The sequence below is a fragment of the Rhodanobacter sp. Soil_C_14 genome (genome assembly GCF_057657335.1).
In genome coordinates this window covers 138,324-154,339 of record NZ_JBDGIQ010000005.1, presented here as the reverse complement: position 1 = coordinate 154,339, position 16,016 = coordinate 138,324, and the positions used below count along the sequence as shown (strand labels likewise).

Sequence of the window (16,016 nt, the reverse complement as noted above, 5' to 3'; positions counted from 1 at the left end):
TCGCACAGGCACACGCGCATCCGCTTACTACTGCGCAGGCGTGATCGACGTCACCGTGCTGGCCATGCCCGCCGGATGCAGGGTGAATTGCACCTCGTCGCCGACTTTCACGTGCTTCAATAGGTCGGGTGACGCCACCTTGAACGGCATGGTCATGGCCGGCCAGCCAATGGCGGTGATCGCCTCGTGCTGCAGCGTGATGGTGTTCTTGACTGTGTCGATTGCCTTGACGATGCCAGTGCCTTGCGCGTCAGCCGGTTTGGCGTCGTGCTGCATGCCGGTCATGCCAGGCATGTTCGGATCCATCTTCTGGGCGGCGACCACGCTGGAAGCGGGGAGCAGCGCACCGGTGAGCGCGAAGGTAAGGAGGTGCTTTTTCATACGTCAGTTTCCTTGTGGGTTGGAGTGAAGTGAGGTCTCTGCCTCGCGGGCTTTGCGCAAGCGATAACGAACCAGCAGGCGGAACGCGGCAGGCAGGGCGAGCATGGTCAACAACGGGGCGGTGAGCATGCCGCCGATCATGGGGGCCGCGATGCGCTGCATCACTTCCGAGCCGGCACCGTGGCCGAGCAGGATCGGAAACAGGCCGGCGAGGATCACCGCGACGGTCATTGCCAGGGGGCGCACACGCTGCACGGCCCCTTGGCGAATGGCTTCATCCAGTGCGTCGAAACCGGCCTGCGGATCGCGCGCGAGCTGCCGATCCCAGGCATGGCGCAGATACAACAACATCACCACGCCGAACTCGGCGGCGACGCCGGCCAGCGCGATGAAGCCGATGATCGTGGCCACCGACACCGCGTGGCCGAGCAACCAGATCAGCCACAGGCCGCCGACCAGTGCCAGCGGCACACTGGCCATGATCAGCGCCGCTTCGCTCACGCGTCGGAACACGGCGTAGATCAGCAGAAAGATGATCACCAGCGCGATCGGCACCACCAGCTTGAGGCGCTGCATGGCACTGGCCAGATATTCAAACTGACCGGACCAGGCCACGGTGGTACCCGGTGGCAAGGTGACCTGCTGTGCCACCGCACGCTGCAGATCCGCGACCACACCGCCGAGGTTGCTGCTTGCCGTGTCGACGTAGACATAGGTCGCCAACTGACCGTCCTCGCTTTTCAGCATCGACGGCCCTGCCACCACGGTGATGTCAGCCACCTGACTCAGCGTGAGCTGGGCGCCGTTGGCAGCGACGATCGGCAACTGCCGCAGCGCTTCCACCGAATCACGCTCGGCACGCGGGTAGCGCACCACGATTGGATAACGCTCGCGCCCTTCGATCGTCTGGTCGATCGGATCACCGCCAACCACGGTCGCGATCAACTGCTGCAGCTGCTGTTGGGACAGCCCATAACGTGCCGCGTCATCACGACGAATGTGCACATCGACGTAGCGACCGCTGGTCGGACGCTCGGCAATCGCCGAGCTGACGCCGGGCACGGTCTTCGCCACCGTCTCGATGCGGTCGGCCAAGGTTTGCAGGGTCGCCAGATCGGTGCCCAGGACCTTGATGCCGATCGGGCTCTTGATGCCGGTGGAGAGCATGTCGATGCGATTGCGGATCGGCGGCACGAACAGGTTCGTGAGCCCCGGTACGTGCACCGCCTTGTCCAGCTCAGCTTTGATCTTGTCCATCGTCATGCCCGGCCGCCACTCATCCTTCGGCTTGAAGGTGATCGTGGTCTCGAACATCTCCAGCGGTGCCGGATCGGTGGCGGTGTCGGCGCGTCCCGCCTTGCCGAACACATGCGCGACCTCGGGCACGGTCTTGATCATGCGATCGGTCAGCTGCAACAGTTGCGAGGCTTTACCGGCGGACAAACCCGGCAAGGCGGTCGGCATATACAGCAGCGTGCCTTCATCCATCGCCGGCATGAACTCGCTGCCGAGTCGGGTCAGCGGCACGATGGCAGTGAGCAACAGCACACCGGCCAGCAACAAGGTGGCTTTGGGATAGCGCAGCACCGCTTCAAGGACCGGCCGATAGCCATGCATCAAGCCCCGGTTGAGTGGGTTGGCGCGCTCGGCACGGATGCGTCCGCGCACCAGATAACCCATCAGCACCGGCACCAGCGTCACGGCCAGTCCCGCCGCTGCGGCCATCGAGTAGGTCTTGGTGAACGCCAGCGGCTTGAACAGCTTGCCTTCCTGGCCTTGCAGCCCAAACACCGGCACAAACGACAGCGCGATCACCAACAGGCTCACGAACAGCGCCGGTCCCACCTCGGCGGTGGACTCGGCAATCAGCGACCAGCGTTCGGCCCCCTGCGGATCCTCGCCGTCGTGCGCCTCGCGCCAATGCTCCAGATGCTTGTGGGTGTTCTCGATCATCACGATCGCCGCATCGACCATCGCACCGATCGCAATCGCGATACCGCCGAGCGACATCAGGTTCGCCGACACCCCTTGCAGGTTCATCACGATGAACGCAGTCAGCACGCCCAACGGTAAGGTGATCACCGCGACCAGCGCCGAGCGCAGATGGCCGAGAAACAGTACACAGACCAAGGCGACGATCAGGAACTCTTCCAGCAGCTTGCCCCACAGGTTCTCCACGGCCGCATCGATCAGCCGGGAGCGATCGTAAGTCGGCACGATCTCGACACCGGCCGGCAGGCTGCGTTGCAGTTCCGCCAGTCGCGTCTTCACCGCGGCGATGGTGGTCTTGGCGTTCTTGCCCGTGCGCATCACGATGATGCCGCCGACCACTTCACCTTGACCGTCCAGCTCGGCGAGGCCACGGCGGAACGTGGGGCCGCGCCGCACCGTCGCCACGTCGCGCAGCAGCACCGGCACGCCGCCGGCGTTGGTGGTGATGGGCACATTTTCGAAATCCGCGCGGCTCTTCAGATAGCCTTCGCTGCGCACCATCAGTTCCGCTTCGCCCTGTTCGATCACCGACCCGCCGTTGGCGCCGTTCGCACTGCGGATGGCATCGACCAGCTGCGTCACGGTGAGGCCGCGCGCCGCCAGCGCCTGCGGATCAGGCACGATCTGCCACGCGCGCTCCATACCACCCAGGGTGGCCACCTCGGCGACATTCGGCACCGTCTTGAGCTGATAGCGCAGGAACCAGTCCTGCAGCGCACGTAACTGACCAAGGTCGTGCTGGCCGGTGCGGTCGATCAGGGCGTATTCGTAAATCCAGCCGAGTCCCGTCGCGTCAGGACCGAGGGCGGGCGTCACGTCGGCCGGCAGGCGATCGCGCGCCTGGCTCAGATATTCCAGCACACGCGAACGCGCCCAATACAGATCGGTGCTGTCGTCGAACAGCACGTCGACGTACGAATCGCCGAAGAACGAAAAGGCGCGCACGGTCGTCGCGCCGGGTACCGACAGCATGGTGGTGGCCAGCGGATAGGTGACCTGGTCCTCGACCACCTGGGGCGACTGACCCGGGTAGCTGGTGCGGATGATCACCTGGGTGTCGGATAGATCGGGCAGTGCGTCGACCGACGTATGCAGTGCGGAAAACACGCCAACCGCCGCCAGTGCCAGCGCGGCTAGCAATACGAACACGCGATGCGCTATCGCCGCGCGGATCAGGGCGGCGATCATGGTTTGCCTCCCATCGGCATGCCCGGCATCGACGCACTCGCCGCCGATGCCGGTTTGGCGGCGGCGTCATTCAGGCGTTCCAGCGCACCGGACAGACTCGCCTCCGAATCGATCAGGAACTGACCGGAGATCACGACTTTCTCGCCCCCATGGAGGCCGGCGAGAATTTCCGTATAGCCGCCGGCCGCGCGCCCGGTACGCACCGACACGGCACGGAAGTGACCATCCCCTTCGGCGAGAATGACTCGCGTATGGTTCCCCGTCGCGATCAGCGCGTCGTCCGGCACCACCGGCACAGCCGCGTCGGGAGTCGGATTGAGTTGCACGGTGGCGAACATGCCCGGACTCAGGGCACCGTCGGCATTGGCGAGCACGATGCGGGCACGCTGGGTGCGCGTCATCGCATCCACATCCGGCAGCAAGGTTTCCACGGTGCCGTGAAACGATCGGCCCGGCAGCGCATCGACCGTGACGGTGACTGGCGTGCCACTGCGCACCGCACCGGCTGCCGCCTGCGGCAGCGCTGCCTCGATCCACACGGTGGACAGGCCATTCACGGTCATCAGGGTCTGGCCCGCACTGACGCGTTGGCCCTCGCGTACATCCAGTGTGGTGACAACGCCCGCTTGCGGCGCATGCAGCGTGATCGCCGCACCCACGCCATGACGCGACGACTGAATATTTGCGGGCGTCAGGCCCAGTACCTGCAGGCGTTCCCGCGAAGCCGCGCGAAGGTCTTTCGCGTCGGCCGACTGCGCATGCTGAAGCGCGTCGTATTCGGCTAATGCACTGCTCCATTGGGGGGCCAACAGCTCAGCCAGCGGCTCACCTGCTTTGACCACGGTATACGGTGCGCGCACGTCCAGCTTGCTCACCACCGCATCGACGCGTGCGCTGATGGTAATGGCTTGGCGCAGATCCCAGGTGATGGTGCCCGGCACCCGGATGGCTGACGCCAGCACGCGGCGCTCGACCGGTGCCGTGCGCACCCCCAGATTCTGCACCGTCGCTGGGTCGATCCGGACGACATCCTTGGCCCCGCCTTCGTCGGCATACTTAGGCACCATCTGCATGCCCATTGGCGACAGCCCCGGTTTGTCGAAATGCTGCTGGGGCACCATCGTGTCGTACCAGTACAGAACTTTTTTGTCGCCGCCATGGGCAGCAGCCACGGCGGACGCTGTCTGAGCGGACGACGTTGGCGGGTGTCGACGACCGCTGAAGTACCCGACCAAAAGCAAAAGAGCTGCCAGCAATAGACCGGCTAGGATCATCAATGCACGCTTCATGGCGTCGTCTCCGAGGTCGGCAACAAATAAGCCAGCGAGGCCCATAACCGGGCGCGGGCGGCCAGCGCATCGGCATAACTCAGACGCAATTCAATCTCGTCGCGACGGGCATCCAGCCATGGCTGCAACAGGCCGCCACCGCGGTAGCCAGCCAGCGCCGTGGTGGCGCGATCCCGATCCAGTGGTAGCAAGGTTTCCTGGTAGCGCTGGATTTGTCGGTTCCATCCCTGCCATGTCGCGACCGCGCGTGTCACTGCCTCCACCTGCGCGCGACGGGCGTCTTCATGCGCCGCCTGCACGGCGTCCCATTGCGCCTGTTTCGCGCTGATGCCGCGATCCTGCCGGTTGCGGGTGAACAGCGGCAGGCTCACGCCCACCTGCAACATCACCATGTCGGACAAGCCCGGTGCCCGTTTGCCGTAGCTGGCCTCCACGCTCCAGTCCGGATGTTTGGCCGCACGCGCCTGATCGAGCGCCGCTTGCGCGACCTGTTCGCGCGCCTGCCACGCCTGCATCGGCGCTTGCTGATCGATGTGCTGTTCCAGGCGATCCGCCGTGACCGGCAATTGACCAAAGTCCGGTGCTTCAGCCAGTTTGGTAACGCTCGGGCCAAGCCAGCGCTGCAAACCTGCCTGAGCGGCGGCGAGCTCCGCATCGACGGCCTCCAGACGATTGTCCAAGGTCGCGGCCTCGGCTCGGGCGGCCAGCGCATCGGTCGCGCTGCCGTCACCACCACGCAATCGCGCCTGCGCGATCTGCACGGCCAAGCCACTCTCAGCATGCAACTCGGCCAGCAGCGCGCGCTTCTGCTGGATCGCCCATAGGTCGATCCAGGCATCGGCGATGCGTTCCTGCACCGTTTGCGCCGTGCCTGCGCGATCGGCTTCGGCGGCATCGATCTGCGCAGTGGCCAGACCACGTTCGGCGTCGCGCGCTGCGCGCGAGGGAATCGTCTGCATCACCCCGACGGTGCGCATGGTCATCGTGTCCGAGCGCAAGCTGAAAGCGCCCGGATCGGTCACGGGGTAGTTGGACACGCCGAATGTCAGCGACGGATCGGGAAGTCGCCCGGCCCGAGCAGCTTCTTCACGCATCGCATCGATATCAGCGTCACGAGCGGTCAACAACGGCGCCTGCGTCACACCGCGCTGCACCGCGGCTTCAAGCGTCAGCGGCCGATCGGCCGCGTACACCGCCGTCGCCACCGTCCAACCCAGGACGATGGCCAGACCCGGCGCATAGCACCGGGCGAAAGAAAGGAAACCCATGATGGAGCACTCCCATGATCTAGCTTGCATCGGCCCGAATGGGCGCGACGACACCGCGGTCGAACCCGTGGTGCGCTAGATCAGGAGAGAGCAGAACAACAAGGTGGCCGATGGCGGAGGCGCACGCAGTTGGTAACGCCGCTCGGGCTCCGCCGTGGCCTGTGTTTGCATGGCCATTACGGGCAACACCGGCGGCAACGCGGTCAGCACATTGGGCGGCACCGACAGTGGACGGGCATCGGTCGGCGCAGAGGCGTCGGAGGCGCAGTGCTTGGCACACAACAACCGATCGGCCGGGGCGTGTTGCATCTCTGGGCACGTGGTGGCCATGGAAGCATCCCGGGCGGATGTACTCATGGCCATGGCCGGGCCCATCATGCCCGACGGCATCGTGCACGCGTAGGCAGCCAGGGCCGATTGCAAGCCCATCATGAACAACACACTGCCGAGCAGCAGCCAGCGCGTCAGGCGTGCGCGACGAATGTCGCGCAAGCGCCAACGGCGTGGCATCAATGTCGGATGAGGGATGCGGGTCATGAGGGTGATGATCTTACTGCGCCGGCATCGGCAGCGAATGCCCGTTGGCGTCGAGCACGTCGAGCACCATCATCAATCCGCCGCCGCCTTGCTGCTCCTGGTTGTTGTTGGTCGTGTGGTGCGGAATATGGCAGTGCACCAGCCAGCGGCCCGGTTTGCGCGCCGTCCAGATCACGTCGTAGCGCTGGCCGGGACCGACGTTCACGGTATCCGCCTGGAACTGCGCATCCTTGGGTAGATCCACGCCGTCACGGGCCACCACGGTGAAGGGGCCGCCGTGGATATGCATCGGATGCACGAAATTGGTGTTGCTGCCGATGAAGCGGATCTTGATCGTTTCGCCCACGCGCATTTTTACCGTATCGGTCGACGGGTACGCCTTGCCGTTGATCGTGAAGTAGTTGGGTAGTCCGCCTTCCATGTTCATCGCCGGATAGGTGATGCCGTCACGGGCCAGCCATTCCTGTAGCAGCAGGGTGTATTCGTGATCGGCTTTCACTTCTTTCGCCGGATCGGCCGCCGCCGTTACCTCTTCCGGTGGCAGATGCAATGCGGCCAGGCGCTTGAGATTGTCCGGATTGTGCGTGGGTCGTACGATGAGTGCGCCGTAGAGGCCCAGGCTTTGCTGGCGATCCGGATGATCGTGCGAGTGATAGAAATACGTGCCGACTTGGGGCACCACATAGTCGTAAGTGTAGGTCGCACCGGGGGCGATCGGCTTCTGTGTGACGACGGCCGGGCCGTCCATCGCGTTGGGCACGATCAATCCATGCCAATGCAGCGTGGTGGATTCGGGCAGATGATTTGTGACCACGAAGCGCACGTGATCTCCTTGCTCCAGTTCGATGCGCGGGCCGGGCACCTGGCGGTTGACTGCATAGGCGTTCACCGGCCGATCGGCGAGGATGCTCCACTGGATCACTTCGAGATCGAAGTGGAAGACCTTCACCCCGTCGACGATCTGCGGCGGCAGCAGTTGGTCGCCCTGGGCAGCGACGGGTGCGGTATACACGCTTTCGCGTGGATCAATGCCGGCCATGTCGCGCATGGTCGCGGCCGGGGTTTCCTGCGTGGTGATCATCCCCGGCGGCATGATCAGTTTGCCGACCTCGTGCGCGGACAGCCGCATGTTGACGAAGGCGGAGGGCAAGGTCATGCCGGCGATCAGCATCAGGCTGGTGAAAGCAGTGACCGCCACGAGCTGCGCGCGTGTGGGCGTCTTGCCGCCGCCGTGCATGCCGTGGCCGGCGGACGCGTCGTGCTTGCCGTCACCCATTCCGGTGTCCGCCGGCATCGCGTGACCGGCGGGCATCGACGCCATCGCGCCATGATCGTGCGATGCGTTCTTCGCTGCCTGAGATGGTGCATCGTGTTGGGCAGGGGCATCGTCGCGCACCGTCATCAGTCCGTGCTTCATGCCGCGCGATACCAGCCACACGTTGACCGGATAGGTCACTGCATATCCGGCCGTGACGCCGAGCGACATCACGAACCAGAACAGCGGCTCGCCCGGCCACATCGCACGCATGTCGCGCCCCATCATCAGCAGCACCATGACCGGTGCCATGCCCGCCATCATCGCGTTCATCGAAATGAATTCGGGCATGAACGACTTGCGTACGTTTTCCAGATACGAGCCGCCCATCATCTTGCGCATGAACAGCGACTGGAAAATCAGCAGGCCAAACAGGAAGCCGGCGGCGTATTCGACGATCAGATCGGCCCACATCGGCAGGCCGATCACGGAAACCACCACCGCGGCGAGAATGATGCCGGTCGCGTCACCGGCGACACAGTGCACGGCCGAGCCCACACCCTGTTTCCACAGTGGCTGCACGAACGCTTCATGCGTACCCGGCGCTGGCTCCTTGTCCGCCATCACGTAGAGCAGCAAGCCGATCGGCCCCATGTACAGCGTGATCAGCACGAAGCCCCACTTCATCACCGTGGGTTCGGGATTACCGCGGAACTGATCCCACGCCACATAGATCGCCGAGAGCACCGCGATGGCAAGCCAGGCGTAGACAAAAATATCGATCGGCTGCAGGAACATCATCACTCTCCGAACCATGCTTGGATGTCAGGGGCACATGCTGTGCGATCGTGGCCGGCGCACGAACGAACAGTGCGTCCACCGGCCACGACGATTACGCCTTCGGGCCGTGGGCGGCAAAGACGCGAGAGGATCCATCCCGGCCAATCAACACCACGTCATAGCGCTCCGGCGCACTCATCTCCATGCCGGGCGAACCCATCGGCATACCCGGTGCTGCCAAGCCTCGGGCGTCCGGATGTTCGGCGAGCAGCCGGCGGATGTCTTCCACCGGAACATGCCCTTCGATAACGTAACCGCCGATCAGCGCCGTATGGCAGGACGCGGCATCGGCAGGCACGCCCAACCGCGTCTTGACCACCATCATCGACTGATCTTCATGCACGGTGACGGTGTAGCCCTGCGTGCGCAGATAGGAAATCCAAGCGCCGCAACAGCCGCACGAGGGATCGCGGTAGACATCGATCGCATTCGCTGCCATCGCTACGGGTGAGAATGCGGCGGCAAACAGGGCGACACTGCCCAAGCGGGAAAGCCATCGCCTCATGGTCATTCTCCCGATACCGGTGCGGACTGCCACTGGATGGACACGATTTTCCAGTTCTTGCCGTCCTGTTTGAGATTGAGCAATTCGCGACTGCGCAGCGTGGTCGGCTTGTCCTTGATCGTGACCTTGATGTCGCTTTCGCTGCCGACCATGGCGGTGTCGCCCATGGGCATCGAACCCAACGAGACCGGGGTAATCTGGGCACTCTTCAGAAACGCAATGTCCTCGCCGAGATGGCCGTTTGCGTAGTCATCGCGCGTCTGGGTATGGCCGTCTTCACTGATGGTGACGTTGGGCGCCAATAGCGCGAGCACTGCTGCACGGTCGCCATGCTGCAACGCCGTGTGGAACGCCTGCGCCACGGCCTCGGCCTCGGGTACCGCCTTCGGCTTCATGCCGTCCAGCGACAACGGGGCTTCGGCCACAGGCGCGGTGGCCGCCGCATGATCGTGGCCGTCTTTCGCGGCAGCGTCGTGGCTATGGCCAGCTTCACTGGACATGACCATCTCCTTCATGTCGGCAGCACCATGGGTGTCCTCGTCGGCCGCACCGCCGTGGCTGTGGCCACTGTCTTCGTCCATATCCATGTCTTCATCCGGTGGTGCCTTCGCGACGATGTCCTTGTATTGCGCCGGCGTCATGCCCGGCAGCTTCTGCAGGAAGGCGACCATGCTCCAGATGGTGGGGTCGTCGTGGCTGCCGCCCCAGGCTGGCATCGCGCTCATCTTGATGCCGTGCTTGATGATCCAGAATGCATCCTTCGGGTCGACGCGCGTCTGTGACAGGTTGGGCGGCTGTGGGTACAGGCCGGGACGAAGCTCCGAATCCTTCATGCCAGGCTTGAGATGACACTGGGTGCACATCGCCGCGTACTGGCCGGCCCCTTTCAGGATCAGCTGCGGGTCGTTGAGGTCCGGCATCGTGAGGTCTTCCGAGCGCACGTGGATGGAGCGCTCGCGCAGGGTCTGCAAGACCGCAAAAACCGGCTTGGTGTGGTGGTCGTCGGCACCGATGTTGTAGATGCCGGAATACACGAACGCGCCTGCACCGATGGCAAGAACACCCAGGACGACGGCAACGGTGATGCTGTGATGCTTGATGTGCTGTTTCATGATGTTTCCCCTTAAAACCAGATGCGAACGCCGGCCACGATCTGCCGGTCGAGAACGGGTTGATGATCCTGCCTGGCGTAGTCGGCCGTCGTGCCGATGCGGCGCACCCAGTTCACGCCGATATAGGGCGCGAATTGTCGGCGGATCTCGTAGCGCAGACGCAAGCCAAACTGAATGTCGGACACGCCGCTACCGATCCGGCGTTGCGGATCGTTCTTGCCGTAGAGGTTGATTTCCGCTTCCGGCTGCAGGATCAGGCGCTGGGTGAACAACAGTTCGTACTCGGCACGCAGGCGCGCGGCGGTGCGTCCCGAGGCACCGACATAGCCGGTCGCTTCCATTTCAAACCAGTACGGTGCCAGTCCCTGCACACCGAATGCCGCCCAGCTGCGGTTCGGCCCCTCACCGAGTTCTTGGCGTACGCCCAGCTGAGTACTCCAGAACGTGGCGACATTGTGGTTCCAAAACGCTTCGAGGTCGCCATCTTCCAGCTTGCCGCGGCTACGCTCACCCTCGGTGCGTACCCACAGCTTGTTCTCGTCGTTGCCGTACCAGCCTTGGGCTTCCCAGCTCTGACCATTGGCATCGCGACCGTGGAAAGCTTCCAGCTGATCGATCAAAAGCATGCCCAACGACGCGTTGTCAGCCATGTCCATGCCCTTCATGGAACCGTAGCCGATGCCATCGGAGTAGTCGGGGCTCCGTGCGTTAGGTGGCGGACTACCGCCCTGCATGGGGCCCATCGTCATGCCAGGCATCGCGCCCATGCCGGTCATGTCGCCTTGTCCCTTTGGGGGCATCGCACCGTGATCCATCCCGGCCATGCCGCTGTGATCCATCCCTTGCATCGCCTGCGGACTCATGCCGGGCATTGATGAATGATCCATCCCCGACATGTCGCCGGCGGGGGCTGCCGATGCGGCGGGCTTGGCGGGCATCGACATGTCCGACATCGTGCTGTGGTCCATGCCCGGCATCGCGCCGTGATCCATGCCCTTCATGTCGTCCATGGCGTGGGAAGCCGGTGTCGGGGGAACAGAGACGGGTTTCTTCTTGGCTTTCTTGGCGGGCGCTTTCGTGGCCGGTTTGGCAGCGCTACTTGCGGGAGCCGGCATCGTCATACCAGCCATGCTGCCGTGATCCATGCCCGGCATCGAACTCATGTCCATCGACGATGTGCTGCTGGACGCGGGCGCGGTCTGCGCCGTAGCGGCCATCGGCAAAGCCAGTAGCACTGCAGCCAGCAATACCGAACGGTGCGGAGCGGTTGAGGTGTTACGACGATTCACTTTCATGACACCACCACCTCGCGGAACATGCCCGCTTCCATGTGATACAGCAGGTGGCAGTGGTACGCCCAGCGGCCCGGGTTGTCGGCCGACACCGCATAGGTGATGCGCTGCGCCGGCTGCACGTTGATGGTGTGCTTGCGTACCTGGAACTGGCCTTGCGGATTTTCCATCTCGCTCCACATGCCATGCAGGTGGATCGGATGATTCATCATCGTGTCGTTGACCAGCACGATGCGCAGGCGTTCGCCACTGTTGAAATGCACCGGCTTGGCATCGGAGAACTTCACGCCGTCGAACGACCAGATGAAGCGCTCCATGTTGCCGGTCAGGTGCAGCTCGATCTCGCGGCTGGGCTCGCGCGCATCGATCGGGCCGCCGATGGTGTGAAGGTCGGCGTAGGTCAGCACGCGGCGGCCGTTGTCGCGCAGGCCGATGCCTGGATCGTCGAGATTGGTGCGTGGCATGTCCACGTGCATGTCCACACCAGGGCCGTATTCGGTGCGCGCATGGCGCACCACCGGAGCAGCGGGCGCCATGCCCGGCATCGCACCATGATCCATGCCGGCCATGCCCTGCATGCCGCTCATGCCCGACATCCCTTGCATGCCGCCGTGACCGGCATCACCCATCGCCATCGCGCCCATCATGTCCTGCATGGCCAACCACTGAATGGGATCGGGCTTGGGCACCTCCGCCTCCATCCCCGCGCGTGGTGCCAGGGTGCCGCGGGCATAACCGGTGCGGTCGATCGACTGGGCGAACAGCGTGTAGGCGCGCTCGTCCTGCGGCTCGACGATCACGTCGTAGGTTTCGGCCACCGAGATGCGAAATTCGTCGACCGACACCGGGTCGACGTCCTGGCCATCGGCCGAGATCACCGTCATCTTCAGGCCCGGAATGCGCACGTCGAAAATCGTCTGCGCCGAGCCATTGATGAAACGCAGTCGGATCTTCTCCCCGGGTTTGAAGATGCCCGTCCAGTTGCCGGCTGGGGCCGCACCGTTCATCAGGTAGGTATAGGTGTAACCGGAGACGTCGCCAAAATCGGTCGGATTCATGCGCATCTCATTCCACATCTTGCGCATGGCCAGCGCCTGGCTCAGGCCTTTTTCGCGCACGTCGCGGAAGAAATCCGGCACGGTGGGCTGGGCAAAGTTGTAGTAGTCGCTCTGCTTCTTGAGCTTGGCGAAAATCCGTTCGGGATTTTCGTCGGTCCAGTCGTTGAGCATCACGACGTAGTCGCGATCGGTGGGATGACGATCGGGACCTGCGGGTTCGATCACCAGCGGACCGTACATACCGGTCTGCTCCTGAAAGCCCGAATGCGAGTGGTACCAGTACGTGCCAGACTGGCGCACCTTGAACTGGTAGAGGAAGGTTTCACCGGGCGCAATGCCATCGAAACTGATGCCGGGCACACCGTCTTCCTGAAACGGCAGGATGATGCCGTGCCAGTGGATCGAGGTCGGCACGCGCAGCCGATTAGACACGCGCAGGTTCACCGTGGTGCCTTCCTTCCAGCGCAGGATCGGGCCGGGGATACCGCCATTGACGGTGGTGGCCAGGCGCGTGGCACCGGTGTAGTTGACCGGGGTTTCGGCGATATCCAGCGCGAAGTCGGTGCCGCTCAGCACCGTGGGCTGGCCGGGACTCGTCAACGCCCAGGCGTTGGAAGGGCGCAACAGGCCGAGACCGGCGACGGCACCGCCGATGGCGATGCCTTGGACGAAACGACGCCGCGACAAATCGGCCGGGGGCGGGGAAAACAGGTTCATGGACTCTCTCCAGGGCAGGCGGTATCGATCATGCCGATACCGATCACAGCCGATTGCTTGCGATCATCGACACACGACGATCGCCAGCAAAGCTCATCAACAACGAGGGAGAGTCAGACCGCCGGTGGTCGCAACGGAGGGGCGGTATTCAACGAGGGTGCGCTACTGGGCAGCGGCATGGCGTAACGGGCGGTGATCGCGGACGAGACCAAAACAACCGCCGGTTCGGGTGGCAACGTGGTACTGCACATCGCCGCACAATTACAGCTGTGACCGGTCATACCACCGCAGCAACCGGCCTGATCGTCGCAACAGGAGCGAGCGGCCTTGTTGGCGGCGACGTGGTGATGACAGTGTTCACTGACCGCCGCAACCGTTGTGTGCATGGCATGGGAATGAGGCACTCCCGTCATGCCCATCGGTGCAGCGGCCAATGAGTTGATGACCAACATCAGCCACGCCAACACGCCCATCGCCCGGAGGCGACGTGAACGAGCGAGCTGACGTAGCGAGAAGGTCATGAGGTGAGCTTACCCTTGCAATCAGGCCCCCTCAACTCTGGAGTGGGGTGCAGATGATTCACGGCTTGCTGAAGCCCATATGCAACGTAATCTTGTCACCCGCTTTCAAGCTGGCCATGGCGGATGGTGGGAAATGCACCTTCAAAGCCATACCTTCGGTCGTCACGTCGACCACACCGGTTTTCGCATCCGCCGCCGTCACGGTCGCCGGCATCTTGTGCATACCCATCATGTTGCCGTGCATACCCTTCATGTCCGAGTGCATGGCACCCATTTTGTCCATGCCGCTGGTGGGCGTGCTGTCTTGGGCCACAGCGATACCACTGATGGCCAGTGTGAGCGCGAGTGAACCGAGTAGTTTGCGAGAAATACTCATGTGACCGTCTCCAACAATAAGTTGCCAGACGCAACAAACGAACGGTGCGCCTAGCTATGTGAAAGCGGTTTGAAATTTGAGCGTTTATGCTCAGTACTGTGGAAGGCCGCCTATCCCGATAGGTGACTCGCCAGATAACGCTCCTGAACAACTGTTTCAATCGCGTTCGGTCGTGCTGCGCGTACACGTTTGACCACTTCATCGCATGGCAGTGACGGGTCGCGACTTGCCAGCAACAGCGCAGCCACCGTGCCAGCACGCCCCAGACCGCTTTTACAATGCACGACCACACTTTCGCCACGATCGAGTGCTGCATGAAGTTGGGGCAGAATGACCGGCCACTTGCCCTCGAACCACTCCTCTGAGGTGAACCCCTTTGGCAGGATGTCAGGTGCATGACCATCCAGAATCGGGGCGTGATGCCAGATCAGTCCATGTGCCTCGGCCCGCTTGGGTAGTGCGATGACATCGAGGTCGACAAACTCCCAAGGTGCAATCAGCGTCACCAGATGCGTCGCACCCCAGGCCTTGATGGCGTCGAGATCGGTGTCAAGATTGCGATTCCACGCCCCCGTATCCGCAAACGGCTGCTTCTTGCCCGGGCAGAAGGTGATGCCGATCTTGCCACCGTACGCCAGATCGATGGTCCCGATACGCAAAGGGTCGGTGCGACTGCTGCGTGCCTTGCTGATCCAGGCGGTTTGGCGCGGTGTTGCATGAATCAGGAGCACAACGAGGCGGTCGTCTATCTTCTCTTTGCCGCGTAGCTGTTCGCGCCACGCATCCGGAATGCCATACATGCCATATCGGAGCCCGGCGATGCCACCCGTCACGGCGGCGGTGAGATCCGTGTCGCCTCCGAAAGCAATCGCGCGACGCACGGCATCGGTATAGCTATCGGTTTCATTCATCGCCACCCGTGCTGACCACAAGCTATCTATGACATCACTGCTACCAGACGCGTAGGTTCCATGCTCACGATCCAGCACCTGTTCGATATCCGTCGTAGCTAGCCCCGCCGCTGGGCCGAGTTCACGCAATCGCGCCGCCGCATAAGTCCATGGCGCAGGCTTGGCATCCAGTTCGGCGCGCGCCCACAAGGCGTACATCACGGATGCTGTCCTGGCGAAACGGTGCGCTGTCTTGGTTGAAGACAATCGTACCGCCTTGGCAACCAGCTCCGCTTCGCTACCAAGGTGGCAGAGAACTAGCGGAAGCATACGGATCAACGCACTTCGGTCACCGGCGCGCCCGGTGTCATGTGAAGCGTGGCCCGCAGGCACGTTCAATAGCGACTGGACCATATCGGCCGTGTCAGGATCGTTTGCCGGCTTGCAGGAGTCGACCGAATAAAGGCCCATCTCTGACCAGCCGATCACACGTTCTGTCAGATCATCCAGGCCAAACTGCTCATGGAGGAGAAGTGCGTGCAGGAAACACAATGCCTGTGCTCCCTCCATGGTCCATGTCCGTGGGGGTACATCCACATAGGATCGGAAGAAGCCGGTAGGAGGTTCGAAGTCGGTCATCGCGATGGCGGACAATTCCTCCACATCTTGGTGCGCATACGGCACGCCCATGGCGTTACCGATCAAGAGGCCCCATAGGCCACCGGCAAGACGATCGCGCCTTATATACAGACTTCCGGGCTGAGTCATGAAATTAAATTTGCTCGCAAGCTAAGA

At 63.0% G+C, this 16,016-nt stretch carries 12 protein-coding genes; all 12 read right to left on the bottom strand.

Annotated elements, in window-relative coordinates; translation table 11 throughout:
- Positions 1–27: 27 nt before the first annotated feature.
- Positions 28–381 (bottom strand): copper-binding protein, encoded by a 354-nt coding sequence (locus tag AC3A56_RS13200; protein WP_056716923.1) that lies wholly within the window; start codon positions 379–381, stop codon positions 28–30.
- A gap of 3 nt (positions 382–384) precedes the next feature.
- Positions 385–3,561, bottom strand: a complete 3,177-nt coding sequence (locus AC3A56_RS13195; RefSeq protein ID WP_056716922.1) for an efflux RND transporter permease subunit — start codon at positions 3,559–3,561, stop codon at positions 385–387.
- Positions 3,558–4,850, bottom strand: coding sequence for an efflux RND transporter periplasmic adaptor subunit (locus tag AC3A56_RS13190; protein ID WP_056716919.1), 1,293 nt, complete (start codon positions 4,848–4,850; stop codon positions 3,558–3,560). Before AC3A56_RS13190 ends, AC3A56_RS13195 begins: the two co-directional genes overlap by 4 nt.
- A complete protein-coding gene (locus AC3A56_RS13185) occupies positions 4,847–6,118 on the bottom strand; it encodes a TolC family protein (RefSeq protein ID WP_082585264.1) in 1,272 nt (423 codons plus the stop codon). The genes AC3A56_RS13190 and AC3A56_RS13185 overlap by 4 nt, the downstream gene beginning before the upstream one ends.
- Before the next feature lie 75 nt (positions 6,119–6,193).
- Positions 6,194–6,655, bottom strand: coding sequence for a hypothetical protein (locus AC3A56_RS13180; protein ID WP_157599203.1), 462 nt, complete (start codon positions 6,653–6,655; stop codon positions 6,194–6,196).
- Positions 6,656–6,668: 13 nt separating this feature from the next.
- Complete coding sequence (locus AC3A56_RS13175) at positions 6,669–8,711, bottom strand: DUF4396 domain-containing protein (protein ID WP_487770628.1); 2,043 nt, start codon at positions 8,709–8,711, stop codon at positions 6,669–6,671.
- Between the two features lie 91 nt (positions 8,712–8,802).
- On the bottom strand, positions 8,803–9,255 hold the full coding sequence (locus AC3A56_RS13170) for a DUF411 domain-containing protein (protein WP_056716968.1): 453 nt from the start codon (positions 9,253–9,255) through the stop codon (positions 8,803–8,805).
- A 2-nt stretch (positions 9,256–9,257) separates the two neighbouring features.
- Complete coding sequence (locus AC3A56_RS13165) at positions 9,258–10,367, bottom strand: c-type cytochrome (RefSeq protein ID WP_056716915.1); 1,110 nt, start codon at positions 10,365–10,367, stop codon at positions 9,258–9,260.
- A gap of 11 nt (positions 10,368–10,378) precedes the next feature.
- Positions 10,379–11,662 (bottom strand): copper resistance protein B, encoded by a 1,284-nt coding sequence (locus AC3A56_RS13160; protein ID WP_235580646.1) that lies wholly within the window; start codon positions 11,660–11,662, stop codon positions 10,379–10,381.
- Positions 11,659–13,434 carry a copper resistance system multicopper oxidase gene (locus AC3A56_RS13155; RefSeq protein WP_056716913.1) on the bottom strand — a complete coding sequence of 592 codons (1,776 nt, stop codon included), beginning with the start codon at positions 13,432–13,434 and terminating at the stop codon, positions 11,659–11,661. The genes AC3A56_RS13160 and AC3A56_RS13155 overlap by 4 nt, the downstream gene beginning before the upstream one ends.
- 579 nt (positions 13,435–14,013) lie before the next feature.
- Positions 14,014–14,331 (bottom strand): hypothetical protein, encoded by a 318-nt coding sequence (locus AC3A56_RS13150; protein ID WP_056716912.1) that lies wholly within the window; start codon positions 14,329–14,331, stop codon positions 14,014–14,016.
- A 110-nt stretch (positions 14,332–14,441) separates the two neighbouring features.
- Positions 14,442–15,989 (bottom strand): ADP-ribosylglycohydrolase family protein, encoded by a 1,548-nt coding sequence (locus AC3A56_RS13145; protein WP_082585263.1) that lies wholly within the window; start codon positions 15,987–15,989, stop codon positions 14,442–14,444.
- Positions 15,990–16,016: the final 27 nt, after the last annotated feature.

Coding starts and splice junctions, on each gene's coding strand:
- AC3A56_RS13175 (WP_487770628.1), bottom strand. CDS start 8,711: ATGATGTTCCTGCAGCCGATCGATATTTTTGTCTACGCCTGGCTTGCC.
- AC3A56_RS13190 (WP_056716919.1), bottom strand. CDS start 4,850: ATGAAGCGTGCATTGATGATCCTAGCCGGTCTATTGCTGGCAGCTCTT.
- AC3A56_RS13145 (WP_082585263.1), bottom strand. CDS start 15,989: ATGACTCAGCCCGGAAGTCTGTATATAAGGCGCGATCGTCTTGCCGGT.
- AC3A56_RS13165 (WP_056716915.1), bottom strand. CDS start 10,367: ATGAAACAGCACATCAAGCATCACAGCATCACCGTTGCCGTCGTCCTG.
- AC3A56_RS13180 (WP_157599203.1), bottom strand. CDS start 6,655: ATGACCCGCATCCCTCATCCGACATTGATGCCACGCCGTTGGCGCTTG.
- AC3A56_RS13200 (WP_056716923.1), bottom strand. CDS start 381: ATGAAAAAGCACCTCCTTACCTTCGCGCTCACCGGTGCGCTGCTCCCC.
- AC3A56_RS13195 (WP_056716922.1), bottom strand. CDS start 3,561: ATGATCGCCGCCCTGATCCGCGCGGCGATAGCGCATCGCGTGTTCGTA.
- AC3A56_RS13185 (WP_082585264.1), bottom strand. CDS start 6,118: ATGGGTTTCCTTTCTTTCGCCCGGTGCTATGCGCCGGGTCTGGCCATC.
- AC3A56_RS13170 (WP_056716968.1), bottom strand. CDS start 9,255: ATGAGGCGATGGCTTTCCCGCTTGGGCAGTGTCGCCCTGTTTGCCGCC.
- AC3A56_RS13150 (WP_056716912.1), bottom strand. CDS start 14,331: ATGAGTATTTCTCGCAAACTACTCGGTTCACTCGCGCTCACACTGGCC.
- AC3A56_RS13155 (WP_056716913.1), bottom strand. CDS start 13,434: ATGAACCTGTTTTCCCCGCCCCCGGCCGATTTGTCGCGGCGTCGTTTC.
- AC3A56_RS13160 (WP_235580646.1), bottom strand. CDS start 11,662: ATGAAAGTGAATCGTCGTAACACCTCAACCGCTCCGCACCGTTCGGTA.